This is a genomic window from Methylobacter tundripaludum, assembly GCF_002934365.1.
GTDB classification, from domain to species: domain Bacteria; phylum Pseudomonadota; class Gammaproteobacteria; order Methylococcales; family Methylomonadaceae; genus Methylobacter_A; species Methylobacter_A tundripaludum_A.
In genome coordinates, this window is sequence record NZ_PTIY01000004.1 from 158,894 (window position 1) to 177,095 (window position 18,202).

General features: G+C 47.9%; 19 protein-coding genes and 1 tRNA gene. 7 read left to right on the top strand and 13 right to left on the bottom strand.

Annotation, left to right across the window (positions count from 1 at the left end):
* Nucleotides 1–31: 31 nt before the first annotated feature.
* From B0F88_RS06565 to B0F88_RS06575, 3 genes are all read left to right on the top strand, one after another.
* Nucleotides 32–589, top strand: a complete 558-nt coding sequence (locus B0F88_RS06565; RefSeq protein ID WP_104423144.1) for a Slp family lipoprotein — start codon at nt 32–34, stop codon at nt 587–589.
* A gap of 113 nt (nt 590–702) precedes the next feature.
* Nucleotides 703–789 (top strand) — tRNA-Leu (locus B0F88_RS06570).
* 262 nt (nt 790–1,051) lie between these two features.
* Nucleotides 1,052–1,744, top strand: coding sequence for a hypothetical protein (locus tag B0F88_RS06575; protein ID WP_146083320.1), 693 nt, complete (start codon nt 1,052–1,054; stop codon nt 1,742–1,744).
* 185 nt (nt 1,745–1,929) lie between these two features.
* Here B0F88_RS06575 and B0F88_RS06580 read toward each other — a convergent pair whose 3' ends face one another.
* The 7 genes from B0F88_RS06580 to B0F88_RS06610 form a co-directional block, all read right to left on the bottom strand.
* The gene (locus tag B0F88_RS06580) at nt 1,930–2,298 is read right to left on the bottom strand and encodes a hypothetical protein (RefSeq protein ID WP_146083321.1); all 369 of its coding nucleotides are present in this window, start codon (nt 2,296–2,298) and stop codon (nt 1,930–1,932) included.
* A gap of 91 nt (nt 2,299–2,389) precedes the next feature.
* On the bottom strand, nt 2,390–2,692 hold the full coding sequence (locus B0F88_RS06585; RefSeq protein WP_104423147.1) for a type II toxin-antitoxin system RelE/ParE family toxin: 303 nt from the start codon (nt 2,690–2,692) through the stop codon (nt 2,390–2,392).
* On the bottom strand, nt 2,689–2,919 hold the full coding sequence (locus B0F88_RS06590; protein WP_104423148.1) for an addiction module protein: 231 nt from the start codon (nt 2,917–2,919) through the stop codon (nt 2,689–2,691). Before B0F88_RS06590 ends, B0F88_RS06585 begins: the two co-directional genes overlap by 4 nt.
* Nucleotides 2,920–3,049: 130 nt before the next feature.
* Nucleotides 3,050–3,718, bottom strand: a complete 669-nt coding sequence (locus B0F88_RS06595) for a class I SAM-dependent methyltransferase (RefSeq protein ID WP_104423270.1) — start codon at nt 3,716–3,718, stop codon at nt 3,050–3,052.
* A 375-nt stretch (nt 3,719–4,093) separates the two neighbouring features.
* On the bottom strand, nt 4,094–4,507 hold the full coding sequence (locus tag B0F88_RS06600) for a hypothetical protein (RefSeq protein ID WP_104423149.1): 414 nt from the start codon (nt 4,505–4,507) through the stop codon (nt 4,094–4,096).
* Nucleotides 4,491–4,781, bottom strand: coding sequence for a hypothetical protein (locus B0F88_RS06605; protein ID WP_104423150.1), 291 nt, complete (start codon nt 4,779–4,781; stop codon nt 4,491–4,493). Before B0F88_RS06605 ends, B0F88_RS06600 begins: the two co-directional genes overlap by 17 nt.
* Nucleotides 4,769–5,215: a hypothetical protein gene (locus B0F88_RS06610; RefSeq protein WP_104423151.1), complete on the bottom strand. Its 447-nt coding sequence runs from the start codon at nt 5,213–5,215 to the stop codon at nt 4,769–4,771. Before B0F88_RS06610 ends, B0F88_RS06605 begins: the two co-directional genes overlap by 13 nt.
* 138 nt (nt 5,216–5,353) lie before the next feature.
* Here B0F88_RS06610 and B0F88_RS06615 point away from each other — a divergent pair, with 138 nt between their 5' ends.
* The gene (locus B0F88_RS06615; protein WP_104423152.1) at nt 5,354–6,346 is read left to right on the top strand and encodes an integron integrase; all 993 of its coding nucleotides are present in this window, start codon (nt 5,354–5,356) and stop codon (nt 6,344–6,346) included.
* Nucleotides 6,347–6,690: 344 nt separating this feature from the next.
* Here B0F88_RS06615 and lnt read toward each other — a convergent pair whose 3' ends face one another.
* The 3 genes from lnt to B0F88_RS06635 all read right to left on the bottom strand — a co-directional run bounded on the left by lnt (nt 6,691) and on the right by B0F88_RS06635 (nt 9,877).
* Nucleotides 6,691–8,271 (bottom strand): apolipoprotein N-acyltransferase, encoded by a 1,581-nt coding sequence (lnt, locus tag B0F88_RS06620; protein ID WP_104423153.1) that lies wholly within the window; start codon nt 8,269–8,271, stop codon nt 6,691–6,693.
* 279 nt (nt 8,272–8,550) lie between these two features.
* Entirely contained in the window at nt 8,551–9,333 is a 783-nt protein-coding gene (locus B0F88_RS06630) for a ParA family protein (protein ID WP_104423155.1), read from the bottom strand.
* A 58-nt stretch (nt 9,334–9,391) separates the two neighbouring features.
* Entirely contained in the window at nt 9,392–9,877 is a 486-nt protein-coding gene (locus B0F88_RS06635; protein WP_104423156.1) for a zinc ribbon-containing protein, read from the bottom strand.
* Between the two features lie 85 nt (nt 9,878–9,962).
* Here B0F88_RS06635 and leuS point away from each other — a divergent pair, with 85 nt between their 5' ends.
* Genes leuS through holA form a run of 3 tightly spaced genes read left to right on the top strand, consistent with a single transcriptional unit; the run spans nt 9,963 to nt 13,935 of the window.
* Nucleotides 9,963–12,413, top strand: a complete 2,451-nt coding sequence (leuS, locus tag B0F88_RS06640) for a leucine--tRNA ligase (RefSeq protein WP_104423157.1) — start codon at nt 9,963–9,965, stop codon at nt 12,411–12,413.
* 9 nt (nt 12,414–12,422) lie between these two features.
* Nucleotides 12,423–12,920: an LPS-assembly lipoprotein LptE gene (locus tag B0F88_RS06645; RefSeq protein WP_258076581.1), complete on the top strand. Its 498-nt coding sequence runs from the start codon at nt 12,423–12,425 to the stop codon at nt 12,918–12,920.
* Between the two features lies 1 nt (nt 12,921).
* Nucleotides 12,922–13,935 carry a DNA polymerase III subunit delta gene (gene holA, locus B0F88_RS06650; protein WP_104423158.1) on the top strand — a complete coding sequence of 338 codons (1,014 nt, stop codon included), beginning with the start codon at nt 12,922–12,924 and terminating at the stop codon, nt 13,933–13,935.
* A 93-nt stretch (nt 13,936–14,028) separates the two neighbouring features.
* Here the strand turns inward: holA and B0F88_RS06655 are convergent, their stop codons facing one another.
* The 3 genes from B0F88_RS06655 to B0F88_RS06665 all read right to left on the bottom strand — a co-directional run bounded on the left by B0F88_RS06655 (nt 14,029) and on the right by B0F88_RS06665 (nt 18,131).
* The gene (locus B0F88_RS06655; protein WP_104423159.1) at nt 14,029–14,715 is read right to left on the bottom strand and encodes a sensor histidine kinase; all 687 of its coding nucleotides are present in this window, start codon (nt 14,713–14,715) and stop codon (nt 14,029–14,031) included.
* A gap of 9 nt (nt 14,716–14,724) precedes the next feature.
* A complete protein-coding gene (locus B0F88_RS06660) occupies nt 14,725–16,347 on the bottom strand; it encodes a response regulator (protein ID WP_104423160.1) in 1,623 nt (540 codons plus the stop codon).
* A gap of 161 nt (nt 16,348–16,508) precedes the next feature.
* Nucleotides 16,509–18,131 (bottom strand): tetratricopeptide repeat-containing response regulator, encoded by a 1,623-nt coding sequence (locus B0F88_RS06665; protein ID WP_104423161.1) that lies wholly within the window; start codon nt 18,129–18,131, stop codon nt 16,509–16,511.
* Nucleotides 18,132–18,202: the final 71 nt, after the last annotated feature.

Here is an 18,202-nt window from a genome sequence, read left to right on the forward strand (position 1 = left end):
GTTGCAAATCTGTAAATACCAGGAGAAAAATATGAAAAGGTGCTTATTACCCATCTGTCTATTGTTGAGCGCATGTTCGAGTTTGCCGCTTGCGATAAGAAATCCCCCTTTGTACGATATTTCCTATACCCAGGCCATCCAAAAGATAGCCAGTTATAACAATGCGCCGGTGCGTTGGGGCGGGGTTATTATCGATGTGGAAAATGAACAAAATTTCAGTCTGGTGCAGGTGTTGTCTTACCCGCTCGACAGCGAGGGTGAGCCGGAGACAGATCAACAGGCTGAGGGACGGTTTCTTATCAAAAGCCCGGAGTTTCTCGATCCGGCCGTTTACACCAAAGACACAAAAATCACTGTAGCGGGAACGCTTAGCGGCGATATGGAACGCACGATAGGCAAAAAACTTATACGCTTGCCGGTGGTTTCAGCCTCGACCACCTACCTGTGGCCGGTTTATGTGTACACTAATTATTACGATAGTTTCGGCTATGGTTATGATCCTTTTTATGGCGGTTATCCGTATTATTGGGGGAATTACTATTGGCCATCGGCTTCTCCATTCGTGCGCGGACCGTTCCGTTATCGTTAAATGTTGAGTTAAAACGGCATGGCTTTTCGACGTAGATAGCCCAAAAAATCTTAGATAGGTCTAGTTTATTTTTTTTGTTGCTATATAATACGCGGCTTACCAAAGTTATCGATGCCTCGGTGGCGAAATTGGTAGACGCAAGGGACTTAAAATCCCTCGTTCGAAAGGACGTGCCGGTTCGACTCCGGCCCGAGGCACCATACACAATCAAAGGGCTTAAGAGTTTTCTTAAAGCTCTTTTTTTATGTCTGAAAATCCCCGTAGTTCGCCCCAAAATAAGTAACCATCAACACCTTCGGCATTTGACACGATGGAGATGATTGGGGAATCATGACCAAACAACGCTACCGGCACAATAAAGAACACGATATCACTATGGCATTGAAAATTTGCAAAGTATGCGGCAACAGGATTAACGCAAAAGCCAAAAAATGCCGGTATTGCGCACTTACCAAACAGGAAATGCCGGCTTTTGTTAAATACGAGATAGCGGCGCTTGTGCTGCTTTTCGTTGTCATGATGGCGGCCGCCAGGAATGTCCCGCAACTCCACCCGGTAGAGCCGTCGGCAGCACAGCCGGTTGTCCAGGAACCAGCACCGCCTGCCGGGATGTTATTTAACATTCCAAAGATCGCAGGGAAAACCCAAGCCGAAGTTGAAGTGCTACTGGGTGAGCCTGTTTTCTGTTCCAAGGCGGAGTCAGTCCTGAACTGCTCATTTCAGGACAACGAAATTGATATTGTATTCATCGACGGCAAAGCGGATTGGATTACCGTAAACGGAACATTCCATAATCCATCTTATAGCCAAAAACTCGAAGGGAAAACCAAAGCCGAGATACTAAAGTTGCTTGGCGACCCTGTTTTTTGCGTCAGGACAAAATCGAAATCGGCCCTGAATTGCTCATTCAACGACGGCAATGTGAGTGTTGAATTTATCGACGGCAAGGTGGAAGAAGTTAACGTAAAAGGAAGCCTGGGCAAGGCCCCGTACAGCAAAGATACTCTGGAGCTGCTTGGTCTCCAGGCAAAGGATGCGACTTTTAGCAATGAACATGTGATGCGCTGGGATAACATTCAGGGACTCCTTAGCGTAACGTTATATTCGGAAGAGGGGATTGTTTCTCTTGCCACTGTAAAGGCGAAAACTAAGTAAGGGGAAGAATATTCCTCAGCATTATCCTTCGGCGTTGATTGGAGTCACGTAGCTCCTGATTTCGCAAGCTCCATCCAGGCGCTTGCTAATTTTATCGGATTCGTCATCTTTAGCTTCGTTCATATGTCGCCAACCTTTCCAAATGCATAACGTCTAGCTCAGCCGATGTCGGCTGGAGCGACGTGTTATGTGCCACCACACTCATACTCTGGTGAAGACTCAGCCTTTGTGTTGATATCAATAAGCTTTCCTGTTTCGCTAAACTCAAAACGAAGCCTCCTTAATTGAACCGTACATTTTCTTTCAACAATAAATGCTTCTGGGTATTCACGCCTCAACAAATAAACTATATCTTTTTTGGAATAGACATCTTTTGGAAATACCTTTGCCAGCCTTTCTAGGTCTTTTTCGGTATCACCATACCCTTGAGACATGTAAGTAATTGTGACGCCTTGATCCATTACCGCATAAAGCAGAAAGGCAACAGCAGAAATTAAAAGTGCCGTCGATATAAAAAACGCCCACTTCCATTTGTTAATGCTCTTTTCCATCATCTATTGCACATAACGTAGAGCTAACCGGGCGCGGCCCCGAAAGCTGAAAAAATAAAACCGCATTATAGCCGCGCTCCGGTTGAGCGCTGGGTTAGCGGTCACGGGTACGACCGACCCAGTAACGGGGTTTACGAGAATTATGTGAAGCTGCAAAAACGACTATACCTTCGCCCTCTTGTCGGTAGAAAAGCGAGAAAGGAAACCCTCTGAGAAAAACGCGCCTCGTATTTGAAGCTGATGGTGTCCCTGATAGCGGGAAAGTCAACGCTCGGGCAGTTGCTTCTTCGACGGCTTTGGTAAAGCGGTCTCCTAAGCCCGGTTGTGCTTCGTTGTAATAAGCGACCTCAGCAAGAAATTCTTGGCGAGCTTCTGCGACAAAACGTGCTCGCTTCACTGGGTTATGCGCCTTGCTTCAGCAAACACATCCTCTGCCGGATAGGTCTGTAGTTCCCCCTTGTCGAAAGCGGCGACACGCTTCTCAATTTCTCGTTCCCACTCTGTTTCGATTTCGGATAGGGGGGAGTCATGTAGTGACTCAAGAAGAACTTCAGCAAGATGTGCTCGCTCTTCAGGCAAAAGTGAACATGCTTGTTTCTCTAACTCGATTAGTAACGCGGACATGGTGAATACTCCTTTGGCTGTGATTAAGGCATTTTACTCTTGGCGCTCCCTGTTGTCTTGGTTTGGTCGCTAACGTAAAAGTAAGGGGCTGCGCGAGGCTTTATTCGCGCGGTCCCTCTTGACTGACAGGTTATGCCTCACGCTGATAGCACCCACGGAACCTGCGTACCGCAGGTTGTTCGTCGTCAATGTAATCCTCGGAATATCTCTCAACAAAGCCTTGCGACTTAAGTGTGTCGATTTCTCGTTGCGCAAGTGGCCAAGGCATCGAGCCTATTGCTTCTGAATCTCCTCTCAGTCGGGTGATGAGCATAAGATAGCCACCGGGCAAAACAAATTCAGAGATTTGCTTTAGCGCTTTAGCACGTAACTCCGGTGGCAGCACCTGAAGTGTGTACGATTCAAGCACCAAATCGAAAGCACCCGACCAGTTATCAGGAGCTTGAAATAGATCGCGTGTTATGTACATGACTTTGGAATTGGGAAATCGGCTTTCACATACTGAAATGGCGGTAGGCGAAATGTCGAAAGCCGTAACATCAAAACCGAGACCGGAAAGCCATTCAGCATCGTCACCCAAGCCACATCCGACCTTCAAAGCCCTTTGTCCGAAAGAGAAACGACCATCTATCTTTTGGAAAAGCTCAATCAAGTTCGGATTGGGCACATGGTCGGCCCAAGGGACAGAAACTCCTTCCGAGAGAGCTTGGGCATACAACTGCTCAAACCATTCGAGAGGATGCCCGGCGGCGATTGCTTCTTGGGCTAACTGCCTCGCGGTAGCGCGATGATTATTCATAAACGTACTTTCTATGGGGCATAACGTTTTGCGCATCGTGTACGCTCTAACGACGCGTTAGCCGATATTTATACTGCACAGTTGTTAATCGTTGGGACGAAAGTGGGGGTGTGTTGACTTTAGAAAGTGATACCCTCGCCCCGTCGTATCAACGCAGTTATACGACGGGGCGAGGGAATCACTTTTAAGAAGAAACAACAACATAAAACCTCTTTTGTTTCAATCGATTAACGTATCTATGGGGTATAAATGTTGGCTAACGTTACGGTAAGGGGCGCGCCGCTAACGGAAGCCAAACGAAGCCACCCAACCTTGAAAAAAACCAAACTTCAAAACCGCCACCGGGCGGCGCGTCCCTTTGACTGACTTGTTAGATCATTTATAGGGTTCGAATTTTTGACTGTTAAAATGGTAAGTAGCGAAATCGCCATCAGAATCAATAAGGCCTAACACAACATCAAATGGCTCATTGAAATATTGCGACCCTCCTTCTTGTGTGATGTCGAATACTTGCTTCTCTAATTTTCGCACTATAACAGCAGGTTCACCTTCTTTTGGAAGCTTTCTATCCTTCATTCCTTCCTTCCAGCGGACAATGTCTCCTTCTTTGAAATCATGCTTAACTTTATAAATGTCATACAGGCGTTTCAACTCATCGGGTGTGCTTTGCTTTCTTTTACTTGAAAGTGCGTTACTTAAAAGCTCTCTTAGCAATAATTCTTTATCTTTATCACGTCCAGGTCTATCTGCTAAGACAGATATGAGCATTTCTTTATCTAACTCTGACATTTTTTCTCTCCGAAATTAGTGCGGTCAGGTCGTAAATATTGTTTTGATTAGAACTGGATTCTTTACTATTTTGTGGTTCAATTTCATTGATTCCAGAATCTTCCTCAAGTTCTTTTCGAAGCATAGGCGCAAGGCGAGCCGCTAGCTCTGATACAAATTCATCTGTTATTGTGGGCGCTTGTTTTATGTGGCTCGCTTCTTGAAAACCTATGGCTATTGCCACTAGAAATACGATAACTACGAGTACACTAATTATTACTACTATTGATGCCAAAGGGTTCCTCCTTTCTTGCTCTTATAAAAGAGATACGCTTTTCCGAAAGTTGCATAAATAAGAGCCATCGCAAAAGATGAAATATTTAGATTATTGACAACTGAAATTTTGTTTGGATCTGAAGTTTCACTGGAAAAAATCAAATAAGAAGTGATAACAAAGCTCATTATGGCTATTGGCATAAATGCAAATGCAGTGGCTTTCCATAGGTTTCCCAACTTTGATTTTTCATCATCAAAAAAGTAATCCAGTGTCACGCCAATTGTTACTGCTAAAGTGAAAAACAACAACACACCATCTTTCACAAAAAAGTATAGTGTTGCATCTTTAGGCTCATTATATAAAGAAACCCCAATATCTACCCAAAGTTGCATAAGACCGAAAACCACGATCAGTATCGTCCAGTAAACTCCTTTGCCGATGCATATTACCATGATTGAGTATCCTTTGATCTAACGTAATATATACGACACCATTTGTCGTATAAAAAAATCGCATTGTCGTATAATCATTTTTGATTAAAGTTATCTTATTGTTTTCAATGGTTAGATTGTAAGGTAAGGCGACATATCATGCAAACAAATACGACATCGGCGCAGCCCAAAAAACTACTCGACCAAGTCCGTGACAAGATTCGTTTCAAGCACTACAGCCTGAGCACGGAAAAAACCTATATCGCCTGGATTAGGCAGTTTATTTTGTACCATCACAAGCGCCATCCCTTGGAAATGGGGGCGCTTGAGGTAGAGGCGTTTTTAACCTATTTGGCTACGCAACGGCATGTATCCAGCTCTACCCAAAATCAAGCGTTGTCGGCGATTTTGTTTTTGTACCGCGAGGTATTGGCTGTGGATTTATCGTGGCTGGATAATTTTGAGCGTTCGAAAAAGCCCCGGCGTTTGCCTGTGGTGCTCACGATTCAGGAAATACAGGCTCTGTTGCATGAGGCTTCCGGTGCGCCTGAGCCGATTTGTTTGATCATTAAGTTATTGTACGGCACCGGTATGCGGTTGATGGAGGCGGTGCGGTTACGGGTGAAAGATGTTGATCTGGAACGCAAGGAAGTTATTGTGCGTGACGGTAAGGGCGGTAAGGATCGGGTGACTATGTTGCCGGAAAGCCTGGTGGAATCGATGCGCACTCAGCTTGCGTTGCGCCGGGTCTGGCACGAGCAGGATGTTGTTTTGGGTAAGGTCGATGTGTGGTTGCCGGATGCGCTGGCGATCAAGTATCCTAACGCTTCAAAAGAATGGGGTTGGCAATATGTGTTTGCCGCCAAAAATTATTCAGTCGATCCACGCAGAAAATCGGAACGCCGTCATCATGTTGAAGAAAAACAGGTGCAACGCTATGTCAAACTGGCTGCTCAAACGGCAGGCATCGCCAAGCCGACGAGCCCGCATACTTTACGGCACAGCTTTGCGACGCACATCTTGCAGTCGGGTTACGACATTCGTACTGTACAAGAATTGCTGGGGCATAGCGATGTCGCCACGACCATGATTTATACCCACGTGTTAAACAAAGGCGGCAAAGGCGTGGTGAGTCCGCTGGATCGGTTGTAGCGTACATCGAAAGAATTTCCTCACCCTAGCCCTCTCCAGCAGGAGAGGGAACAATAGCGCCGAATTTGAGTATGGTATGCCGTTAAAGTTAAGCGGTTATCGGTAAGGATATGGTCAGTAATAACTTCCCGATATTGAACGGATGAAATTTTTCCGTTCGCCCTGAGCCCTTCGGCTACGCTCAGGAGAGCCTTGTCGAAGCCTGTCATGAGCTTGTCGAATGGGGTGGGCGGAAAAATTTCGCCCTACCGCGTCAAGCCGATCATGCTTCGACAGGCTCAGCACGAACGGCTTGACGACCGGAAATAGTGATTTCGGGAAGTTATTTTTAACCAAATCCTAAGTTATTTACCGTTAGTAGTGTCCAATCGCTTTACAACCCCGATTCCCAACAACAAAACCAAGGCCCCCCACAATAAACTCGGCACCAGCCAAAACCAGTTCTGGTAAAAAGTGGCCGGCGGGTTTTTCAGGTAAGGCACTTCGTATAAGCCTGTCCAAGCTTGATGTATCGGCGAACGTTCCAGGATTTCTCCCGATGCCAGCGATACCGTGGATATGCCGGTATTGGTGACGCGAAGTACCGGGCGGCGGAACTCCACGCCGCGGGCCAGGGTCATGTACATGTGTTGGTAGGGTTCCTGCCATGCGCCGTACCAGGAATCATTGGTCGCATTGACGATGAACTGCGCGCCGAGTTCCGCCAGCGAATGGGTAAATCCGGGGAACAGGCTTTCGTAGCAGATTTGCGCGCCCATTTTATAGCCGTTCCAGCGCAGTAATTCGGTCGGGCCGTGGCCTCGTGCGAAATGTCCGGTGGGCGGCAGCCATTTGCGGATTTCCGGGAAAATCTGTTCGCCGGGGATGTATTCGCCGAAAGCCAGCAGGATCGATTTGCTGTAATGCGGCGGCACGATCTGACCGTCCTTGTTCAACACGAACAGGGAATTGGTAATCAGTCGGGATTTCTCATCAATGCTGTAAGCGCCGGTAATCAGCGGCAGTTGCCGGTCTTGGAGAAACTGCGCCAGCGCTACCGGGTAGTCGTCGGATTTAAATCGCTCGCCCAGCAATGCCGGGAATGCGGTTTCAGGCCACATCGCGAAGTCGATTTTGGCGTTTTGGTGAGCGCTGAGCGCGTTATCGGTCAGCGTGGTATAGCGGTTGAAGATTTCTTTGCCGTAGCCTTTGCCTAATTCTGCGGCCAGTTTCTCCGCGTTATCGATATAGGCTTGAATCAGCAAAACTTTAAACGACGCATCCGGTTGCGGGAGTCTGTTTTTAAGCCAGAGGCCGCCGACATTCAGCAAGGTAAAACCGGTAACGACAGTCGCCAGGATGATTTTTCCGGCGCTTTGTTTGCGCTTTTCCCAGGCAATATACAGCGGCAGGTTGCAGAGTAGTGTCGCTGCGCTCAGTCCGCTAAAACCGATCACTTCCGCCCAATGGTAAACGGGGATGTTTGCGCCATACCAGGAGTAACCGAAGTTCCAGTCGAACAGTGTCAGCGAGTAAGCTTCGCAAAGAATGGTGATCAGCGCCATCAGCCACAACGAAAGCCGTGGTGACCATTGGAATTTCTTTCGGCCCCAAAACCACAGTGCGCCGGCCAGCGGTACGAACAAGTGGGCTATCAAGCCGTAGACTACCATGCCGACGGCCGCTATAGGCCAGTCCAGATGGGCAAATTCATGCAGTAGGTAAGTGACCCAGTTAAAGCCGATCAGCGTGAAAACGAACGAGGTGATCATGCCGCCAAGCAAAACGCTTTTTAGGCTGGTTTGCCGATTCCAGAAAATCCATAATGGAACGAAACAGAATAGCGAAGCCCAAGGCGGGAAGGGGATGTAACTGGTGCCGATCAGGATGCCGGACAGGATGGGGAGTAGCCAGGGTTTAAGATTGCCGGGTGTAACGCTGTTCATGGTGTTAAAGGTCGTGATGTGATTATGCGGGAGTTACGCTAGTTCCCAAGCTCCGGCTTGGGAATTCGAGAGACGAAGCTCTAGCTTCGCGAGACGGGAAGCTAGAGCTTCCAAGACTGGGTTCCCAAGCTTGGAGCTTGGGAACCAGCACAAAACCAGACCAAACCAGCAATTTTCCTGGGGTCGTTATATTTTTCCGCCTACTCTGCATTCCGCACCGCTGGAGCGGTACTGGATGCGTTTCCACGCCGGAGCATGGGAACGATAAATATGTATACCTTAGCCGCCATGAATCTCCGCATGTAACGCGCGGTATTCGTCGGTCAGCTTATGATTGGGGACAAAATGCACCAGCGGTTTCGATTCGGTGTGCGATTCCCTGACCTTGACCGATGGCGAGATCATTGCGGCCAGCACCGGCAGTCCTTCGGCAATTAGCTCTTCGACTATCTGGCGGGGCATATTGGCTTGTTTTTGGTATTGGTTGACGATGATGCCTTCAACTTCAAGATTGTGATTATGGTCGGCTTTAACCTCTGCGACCACCTGCATCAGAGAATACAGGGCTTCCCTGGCAAAGGTGTCGCAATCGAAAGGGATCAGGCATTTGCCGGCCGCGATTAACGCCGACTGGCTGTAAAAGTTCAGGATCGGCGGGGTGTCCATATAGATTTCATCGAAACCTTCGAGCTTTTCCAGCGCCTCTTTCAATTTGAAGATTTTCATCCGCGATTCCAATCGGCTTTGCAACGGTTCAAGCTCGGGGTGGGATGGAATGACGAACAAATTGGGGAACGGGGTCTCATGTATCGCGCTTTCCAAGCCGGAACCGGATGAACCGCCGCCAAACAGGGACAGGCTCAGCGTATCTTTGAAGAAGTGGGCAATCGTCTTGTCGCTATCGCTGACTTTTTCGCCGAGCAGGTATTGCGTTGAATTGCCCTGAACATCAAGGTCGATGACTAAGGTACGCTTACCTTCAACGGCACTGATGGCGGCTAAGTTGCACGTAATAGTCGATTTGCCGACGCCGCCTTTCTGGTTGAAAATGACTCTGCGCATGTTATCCCCGTTAAATCAAATAGTTGAAAGCCGCATTATAAGCCTTGGACCGCTAATATCAAATACGGATAAAGGTTTTGCCGTGGCATTGCGGACATTCGGGAATTTCGCTCGGTGTTTTGAACGCGATTTCCTTGCCGCAGTCGTCGCAGATAAAAGTTCCCGGCACGGTAATGTCGCCGCTGTGATAGGTGTGCGCTTTCGCTAATTGTTCAATTTTTGCCAGTTCCAGGCGGGTTTTATCGGCAAGGCTTAAAAAGGCGTCCAGCGTGAAGTTTTCAATCAACTCAATATCGAATTTAAACCATTCGGATAAAGACTCCTTGTCTTCCTCAGCAGACAAACCATGCGCCGCATGCTCGATGTCGCGTTTAACAAACTCTGAAACCCTGTCCAATTCCTCACTGGTCAAATCACTGTCTTTTCCGGTTTTTTCTTTTGATATTTCCAGCGCTTCGGCAAACGAATGCAGCGTATCTTCCATGGTTTCATGGAGATGCTTCATAAAATCGGTATAGGCGGTGACAAGTTTGTTTTTATTCATAAGGGTTGGGCTCCTGAAAATGGCGCTTTAGATTTAAGCAACTGTACGGTATTCTAACGCTTTTGACTGGTAAAAGACGAGAAGGATGCAAGAAAATTATAAGCCGTTGGCAATCGAGCAAGAAGTACAGGCCGCCTGGGACGCTTCGGGCGTGTTTAATGTGTCGGAATCGTCTACACAGGAAAAGTATTATTGCTTGTCCATGTTCCCTTATCCGAGCGGCAAGCTGCACATGGGGCATGTCCGTAACTATACCATCGGCGACGTGATCAGCCGCTACCAGCGCATGTTGGGCAAGAATGTGATGCAGCCTATGGGCTGGGACGCGTTCGGCTTGCCGGCGGAAAATGCCGCGATGCAGCATGGCGTACATCCGGCCGACTGGACCTACAGCAACATCGACTATATGCGCGACCAGCTCAAGCGGCTGGGTTTCGGCTATGACTGGAAGCGCGAACTGGCCACCTGCAATCCGCATTATTATAAGTGGGAGCAATGGTTTTTCCTGAAGCTGCTGGAAAAAGGCCTGGTTTACAAAAAAACCGCGCCGGTCAACTGGTGTCCGCATGACATGACCGTTCTGGCTAACGAGCAGGTTATCGACGGTTGCTGCTGGCGTTGCGACACGCAGGTTGAGCGCAAGGAAATCGCCCAATGGTTCTTGAAAATCACCGCCTACGCGGATGAATTGCTCGCCTCGCTGGAAACGCTGGACGGCTGGCCGGAACAGGTCAAAACCATGCAGGCCAACTGGATAGGGCGTTCCGAAGGCGTGGAGATGAATTTCTCTGTGCCTGGGTCGGATCAGCCTTTGAGCATCTACACCACGCGCCCCGATACCTTGATGGGCGTGACCTATCTGGCCGTGGCGGCGGAACATCCGCTGGCGCTGAAAGCCGCGGAAACCAATGCTGAAATCAGCGCATTTATCGATGACTGCAAGATGATGGAAACTTCGGAAGCGGCCATGGAAACCATGGAAAAGCGCGGTATCGATTCCAGCATCAAGGCGCTGCATCCGATCACCGGCGAACAAGTTCCGGTCTGGATCGCCAATTTCGTGTTGATGGGTTACGGCACCGGCGCGGTGATGTCCGTTCCTGCTCATGATCAACGCGATTTTGAGTTTGCTCTTAAGTACGGCATTGCTATCAAACAGGTGATTTTTGCCAAAGACGGCGGAGACGATGATTGTTCGGAGCAGGCTTACACGGTAAAAGGCGTGTTAAAGAATTCGGGCGCATTTGACGGGTTAACGTCTGAACAAGCTTTTGCAGCCATTTCCGAAACGCTGGAAAAAGACCAAAAAGGCCAGCGCAAAACCAATTTCAGGTTGCGCGACTGGGGTGTTTCCCGTCAGCGTTACTGGGGCGCGCCGATCCCGGTCATTTATTGCGACGACTGCGGCACGGTTCCGGTTCCCGAGCGGGATTTGCCGGTCGAGCTGCCCAGGGATGTCGTGCTGGACGGTTCGCAATCGCCTTTGGTCGCTCATCCGACTTTTTCCCATACGACTTGTCCGACATGCGGTAAAGCAGCGCGCCGGGAAACCGATACCTTCGATACCTTTATGGAATCGTCCTGGTATTTTGCGCGGTTCGCCGGTAATAACCCGGACAGCATGCTCGATCAAAGCGCCAAATACTGGCTGCCGGTCGATCATTATATCGGCGGCATCGAACACGCTATATTGCATTTGTTGTATGCGCGGTTTTACACCAAGCTGATGCGCGATGAAGGTTTGCTGATTTGCGACGAGCCGTTTAAAAGGTTGCTGACCCAAGGCATGGTGCTCAAAGACGGCAGCAAAATGTCCAAATCCAAGGGCAACACGGTTGATCCGCAAGGCCTGATCGATCAATACGGCGCGGATACCGTGCGTCTGTTCATCATGTTTGCAGCGCCGCCGGAGCAATCGCTGGAATGGTCCGACAGCGGCGTGGAAGGCGCGTTCCGTTTCCTGAAACGGCTCTGGAAACAGGCTTACCAGCATTGCGATGCCGGTGGTTCTAAAGCGCCGCTGGATAAGCAGGCGTTAACCGCAGAGCAACAGGCGGTGCGCCGCCAGCTCCATCTGGCTATCCAGAAAGCAACCGACGATTTCGGCAGGCGCTATACCTTTAATACCGTGATTGCCGCAAACATGGAGCTGATCAACACCTTGTCAAAGTTTGTCGATGATTCGGACAACGGCAAGGCGATCAGGCAGGAGGTTTTGGAAGCCATTGTGCTGATGTTGTCGCCGATAGTGCCGCATATCTGCCATCAACTGTGGCTGGATCTGGGCCATCAGCAGGCGGTGGTCAGCGCGTCATGGCCCGAGGTCGATGCAACGGCATTGGAACAGGACGCCCTGGAGCTGGTGCTACAGGTGAACGGCAAGTTGCGCAGTAAGATGTCGGTATCAATCAACGCATCTAAAGACGAAATAGAGGCAATGGCGCTGAGTGACGAACATGTGATGCGCTTTATTGAAGGCCAGCCGATCAAAAAGGTGATAATTGTGCCGAAAAAATTGGTCAATATTGTTGTTTAAGGGGAGCCTGTGTTAACAAAAAAAGCAGCCATCTTTGTTATGGCTTTGTTATTGAGCGCTTGCGGGTATCATTTGCGGGGCGCTATTCAATTGCCTGAAAATATGAAAAGTATTTATGTCGAGGGCGGGTCCGGGGCTCTGCTCGAACAATTCAAACAGGTTATGAAGGCGTCTTCTGCCCAGCTTTCAAATTCCCGTACTGGGGCGGGTATTGTTATCAAGATATTTAACGAGGACTTTAACCGGCGCGTGTTGTCGCTGAGCTCCAGAGGCAAGTCCAACGAGTTTGAACTCAATTACCGGCTGGACTATGAATTCGCCAATGCGAAGGATGTCACGTTGATGGAGAGGCAGTCGGTTGAAATCAAGCGCGACTATTACAACGATCAGCAATATATTATTGCCAAAGATAATGAAGAAACCGGGATACGCAACGAAATGTACCAGCAGGCGGTGCAGACCATCGTCAATCGCGCCAGGGTGGTATTAGAGTCAGGCGCGAAATAATATGCGGCTCAAGCCTGAGCAAATGGCTGCGGCGTTGCAAAAGGATTTGGCGCCGGTTTATTTTATTAGCGGCGATGAATCGTTGCAGCTTGGCGAGGTGGCGGATGCGATCAGGGCGGCGGCGCGAAAAGCCGGTTATGACAGTCGCGACGTTTTGGTTGCCGACGCCGGGTTTTCATGGAATGAATTAATGGAGTCGGCAGGTTCATTATCTATTTTTGCCGATAAAAAGATTATCGATTTAAGGCTGCCCACCGGTACGCCGGGTACCGACGGTGCGAAAGCTCTGATCGACTACTGTGAGCGCGTGCCGGAAGATACGCTGCTGCTGATTACCGCAGCAAAACTGGCCGGCGCCTCCTTAAAATCGCGCTGGTTTCAGGCTTTGGATAAGGTTGGCTGCGTTATTCAGGTCTGGCCGTTAGAGGGACAGGATTTAATCCGCTGGTTGCAGCAAAGAATGCAGCGGCGCGGGTTACAGGCGGAAATGGAAGGAATAAAGATATTGGCTTCCAGGATTGAAGGCAATCTGCTGGCCGCCGCCCAGGAAATAGAAAAACTTTATGTATTATACGGCGCCGGACAGTTAAGCAATCAGCAGATTTTTGATGTGGTGGCCGACAGCTCCAGGTTTGACGTGTTTAAGCTGATGGATGGCGTACTGGCAGCCAGGGTAGGCAGAATCTTAAAGATATTGTCCGGTTTGCGTTCGGAAGGCATCGCGGCCCCTGTGGTGTTATGGGCTGTGACGCGTGAAGCTAGGGCGTTGATCAGGATTAAGCAGGCGTTGGCTCAGGGGCAAAACAGGGCGCTGGTTTTTAAAAACAATCAAATTTGGGACAAGCGCCAGCAGCTGGTTAGTGACGCATTGAGCAGGTTGACGGATGGCGATCTCAACAGTATTTTAGTCTTGAGTGCAAAAGCTGATCGGCAGATTAAAGGCCGGCAGCAAGGCGAACCCTGGGAAACGCTGCTGGATATTTGCTTGATGTTTGGGCTAAAGGCTAAAGGCTAAAAATTTGAAATACGCCTTAATTAAATGCAAGCTTTTTTCGCCCTTCGCCCTTCGCCCTTCGCCCTTCGCCCTTCGTCTTTTGTTTTTCTTCTCTTATGGCAAATACAATTTAAACCTGGCTCCGCCGAACTGACTATTATTGTCGGTTACAATAAATCCGTGCTTATCGTCTTTGACATGTAATTGTGCAATGGTCTCGGTAAAAAACAAGCCCAGTCCGGTATTGCCGGTAGCCAGATCAACTTGGTGGAGTTGTTTATAGTCGGGCGACATCAGGTTTTCCGGATAGCCTTTGCCGTCGTCTTCAATACAAAAAACAATATAATCATCTTCTTCTGAGGCGGAAATCAGAACCTTGCTTTTGCAATAGCGCTGTGCGTTATTGACCAGCGTGCAGAGGGCGTTGCTGATCATCGCGCTGTCGCAATAACAAAACAGGTCGCCGTGGCATTCGGTAATGAGTTGAACATTGCCCAAAGATAATAAGGTGGATTGCTGGGCGACAATGTCCTCCAATATATCGGCGGCGCTATGCTCGTCTACACTTAGGCTGAATTGGGATAAATCAATTTTATAAAGTGTCAGTAACTGCATGAGGCTATTGTTCATGCGGTTGGTTTCAAATTCCAGTTGTCTGAATTCCGTGGGTTTTGGGTCCTGATAGATGTTTTCAAGCTGACCGACCAGAGCTCGAAGAGCTGTCAATGAATTCTTTATGTCATGCACTGAAGAGGCCAGAATGGCGGGAAAACCGATTGAAAGCATATGGGTATTAGACATTTTGGCGGCTTATTGGTTAGATTTATTTTGAATAGTGTCCAGTTCTACTTGAAGGCCACCGATTTGATTGTGAGGTATGCCTATCTGAACGCCTTTATTGATATAGGTTTGAGCGCTGATGATTTTTTCCGGGTCGGGCTTAGATGTTTTAAGATCGTGAATAATGATTTTTATCAGGTTTAACAGGACCGTCTGGTTGCTAGGCATTTTGGCAATCGCTTGTTTAAAAACCTCTAGGGCGCCCTTAACGTTACCTTCCTGGAACAAGCTGACGCCTCTATTGTTGATGTCGACCAATTCTTTCTTTATCTGCCGAATCAGTGTTTCTGCGTAGTTTTCGCCGATAATGGCGTCGCATAGGGTTACAATGTCTTTGATAAAAAGCTTGTCATCAATATTGGTTTTAACCAAATCGTTAAGAATTTCATCGCAAGTTTCGTTGTTTCCATTCAGATAAAAAGTTTTTGCCATTTCCAGGCGAAGCTCGCGGGAAATCTGTTTGTTAAACTGTTGGTTCAGTTTCACTGTTTTTTCGTGGGCCTGTTGAGCCAGCGCTTTGTTGCCTTTTGCCTGATGAATTTCGGTTTCCAGCAGGGAAGCTCTAAGTTTTGCTTCAGGATCATTGTGAAACTGCTGATTCAGTTCGTACAGTATTTTCAGCGCCTCGTCGGATGCGTTGCTTTTTAAGTAAACGTTGGCCAATCCTGAATAGTCGCCGGATGACCGGTGTATAGAGTTTTTGCCCAGTTTGATCGTCGCTGTATAAGCTTTTTTGGCAACCGGGAGGTTTTCGGTTTTATCGGCCAGCGACGCCAGTTTTTTTTGTCTTAAGATGGACATCGGCGAAAGCGTAACAGCCGAATTAAGTGAAGATACCGCATGCTCATCGTTACCCATGGCTTCGTGCGCTTTAACCAGCCAGTCGTAAGCTTCCAGCATCATCGGATATTGCTCAATAAGGTCCTGAAATGTCTTGATGGCTTGGTCGAAATCGCCGAGAAAAAAAGCCACAACACCCAAGCCCAATCTGGCCCAAGGGAGTTCCCGTTCATGTAGAATATTCCGATAAATTTTCTCAGCCGTTTTAAAATCCCCAACCTTAACGGTCAGTTCGGCATGCAGCTTTAATAATTGCATGCGCATTTTTTTGTCATCTTGTTGGAGCAGCCTTTCGCAATTCTGTATGGCTTGGTAGAGATTGCCGTTGTCTATTTCATTTTCAATGCAGGCCAGGTATGTCTTGCGGGCGTGGCATCTTTCAATACGGTTTAATAATTGCAGCCGGTTAAAAGGTTTAATCAGATACTCGTCGGGCTTGTTGTCGATGGTGCTAAGCACCATCTCCAGGCGCTGTTCAAAAGTGACCATGATAAAGATGGCGTTAACCGGCAATAGCTTAAGATACCGGGCTTCTTCCAGAACCTGTTGGCCGTTTTTGCCTTTGGGTAGGTTGTAATCGCAGAGCACGATATCGAACCGGTTAATTTTCATCGCGGTGAGCGCATTAACACCGGATTCCGTCTCGACAATAAACTGGGCGTTAAATAAACCCAGAATATGTTTAATGGTTTCGCGCATGATCGCTTGATTTTCGACGACCAATATTTTTTTTGATGAGAGGTTTATTGCCATAAGGGATTATTTAACCTTATATTTCATCCGTTTGAATTGGGCTTGAGAAATAATGAGTCCTTAGTCTTAGTGCCTCAGGCTGTCCTTTATATTATGCGCCGAACAGTCCAGAATAGCGGAAAACCGATTGGCGGCATGTGAATATTAGACCTTTTGGCGGCTTATTGGTTAGATTTATTTTGAATGGTGTCCAGCTCTGCTTGAAGGCCGCCGATTTGGTTGTGCGGTATGCCTATTTGAACGGCTTTATTGATATAGGCTTGAGCGCTGATGATCTTTTCCGGGTTGGTTTTAGATGTTTTAAGATCGTGAATGATGATTTTTATCAGGTTTAACAGGACCGTTTGGTTGCTAGGCATTTTGGCAATGGCTTGTTCGAAAACCGTTAGAGCGCCTTTAATGTTACCTTCTTGAAACAGGCTGACGCCTTTGTTGTTGATGTCGACCAATTCTTTTTTTATGTGTTGGATCAATGATTCGGCATAGCTTTCGCCGATAATGGCGTCGCATAGGGTTACGATGTCTTTGATGAAGGACTTGTCGTCAATATTGGTTCTAACTAAATCGTTAAGAATTTCATCGCAAGTTTCGTTGTCTCCGTTCAGATAAAAAGCCTTCGCCATTTCCAGGCGAAGCTCCCGGGAAATCTGTTTGTTAAACTGTTCGTTCAGTTTAACTGTTTTTCCATAGGCCTGCTCGGCCAGCGCCGAATTGCCTTTTGTCTGATGAATCTCGGCTTCCAGCAGGGAGGCTCTAAGTTTTGCCTCAGGGTCATTGTGAAACTGCTGATTCAGTTCGTACAGTATTTTCAGCGCCTCGTTGGCGGCGTTGCTTTTTAAGTAAACGTTGGCCAAGCCCGCATAGTCGGCGGATGACCGGTGTATAGAGTTTTTGCCCAGTTTGATCGTCGCTGTGTAGGCTTTTTTAGCAACCGGGAGGTTTTCGGTTTTATCGGCCAGCAACGCCAGTTTTTTTTGTCTTAAGATGGACATCGGCGAAAGCGTAACGGCCGAATTAAGTGAAGATACCGCATGCTCGTCGTTACCCATCGATTCGTGTGTTTTAACCAGCCAGTCGTAAGCTTCCAGCATCATCGGGTACTGCTCGATAAGATCCTGGAAAGTCTTGATGGCTTGGTCATAATAGCCGAGAAAGAAAGCCACTACGCCCAAGCCCAATCTGGCCCAGGGAAGTTCCCGTTCATGCAGAATGTCTTGATAAGTTTCCTCGGCTTTTTTAAAGTTTCCAACCTTAAGGGCCAGTTCGGCATACATTTTTAATAATTGCATGCGCATTTTTTTATCATCCAGTTGCAGCAGCTTTTCGCAATTATATATAGCCTTGTATAGATTGCCGCTGTCTATTTCATTTTCAACGCTGGTCAGGTATGTTTTACGGGAATAGCATCTTTCGATACGGTTTAATAGTTGCAGCCGGTTAAAAGGTTTAATCAGGTAGTCGTCGGGCTTGTTGTCGATGGCGCTAAGCACCATCTCCAGGCTCTGTTCGCAAGTGACCATGATAAAGATGGCGTTGACCGGCAATAATTTAAGATGCCTGGCTTCTTCCAGAACCTGTTGACCGTTTTTTCCTCTGAGCAGATTGTAGTCGCAGAGCACAATATCAAACTTGTCAATTCTCATCGCAGTGATTGCGTTGATGCCGGATTCCGCTTCAACAATAAACCGGGCGCCAAACGAACCCAGAATATGTTTAATGGTTTCGCGCATGATCGCTTGATCTTCGACAACCAATATTTTTTTTGATGCCAGGTTTATTGCCATAAGGAATTACTTAATCTGATATTCAATCTGTCTTATTCGGGCTTGAAAAAAACCAATGCGTCCCAATATTG

Bases quoted from the DNA above. Each gene is read 5' to 3' on its own strand.
- B0F88_RS06565 (WP_104423144.1), top strand. From the start codon at position 32: ATGAAAAGGTGCTTATTACCCATCTGTCTATTGTTGAGCGCATGTTCG.
- B0F88_RS06575 (WP_146083320.1), top strand. From the start codon at position 1,052: ATGCCGGCTTTTGTTAAATACGAGATAGCGGCGCTTGTGCTGCTTTTC.
- B0F88_RS06580 (WP_146083321.1), bottom strand. From the start codon at position 2,298: ATGATGGAAAAGAGCATTAACAAATGGAAGTGGGCGTTTTTTATATCG.
- B0F88_RS06590 (WP_104423148.1), bottom strand. From the start codon at position 2,919: ATGTCCGCGTTACTAATCGAGTTAGAGAAACAAGCATGTTCACTTTTG.
- B0F88_RS06595 (WP_104423270.1), bottom strand. From the start codon at position 3,718: ATGAATAATCATCGCGCTACCGCGAGGCAGTTAGCCCAAGAAGCAATC.
- B0F88_RS06600 (WP_104423149.1), bottom strand. From the start codon at position 4,507: ATGTCAGAGTTAGATAAAGAAATGCTCATATCTGTCTTAGCAGATAGA.
- B0F88_RS06610 (WP_104423151.1), bottom strand. From the start codon at position 5,215: ATGGTAATATGCATCGGCAAAGGAGTTTACTGGACGATACTGATCGTG.
- B0F88_RS06615 (WP_104423152.1), top strand. From the start codon at position 5,354: ATGCAAACAAATACGACATCGGCGCAGCCCAAAAAACTACTCGACCAA.
- lnt (WP_104423153.1), bottom strand. From the start codon at position 8,271: ATGAACAGCGTTACACCCGGCAATCTTAAACCCTGGCTACTCCCCATC.
- B0F88_RS06630 (WP_104423155.1), bottom strand. From the start codon at position 9,333: ATGCGCAGAGTCATTTTCAACCAGAAAGGCGGCGTCGGCAAATCGACT.
- B0F88_RS06635 (WP_104423156.1), bottom strand. From the start codon at position 9,877: ATGAATAAAAACAAACTTGTCACCGCCTATACCGATTTTATGAAGCAT.
- leuS (WP_104423157.1), top strand. From the start codon at position 9,963: ATGCAAGAAAATTATAAGCCGTTGGCAATCGAGCAAGAAGTACAGGCC.
- holA (WP_104423158.1), top strand. From the start codon at position 12,922: ATGCGGCTCAAGCCTGAGCAAATGGCTGCGGCGTTGCAAAAGGATTTG.
- B0F88_RS06655 (WP_104423159.1), bottom strand. From the start codon at position 14,715: ATGTCTAATACCCATATGCTTTCAATCGGTTTTCCCGCCATTCTGGCC.
- B0F88_RS06660 (WP_104423160.1), bottom strand. From the start codon at position 16,347: ATGGCAATAAACCTCTCATCAAAAAAAATATTGGTCGTCGAAAATCAA.
- B0F88_RS06665 (WP_104423161.1), bottom strand. From the start codon at position 18,131: ATGGCAATAAACCTGGCATCAAAAAAAATATTGGTTGTCGAAGATCAA.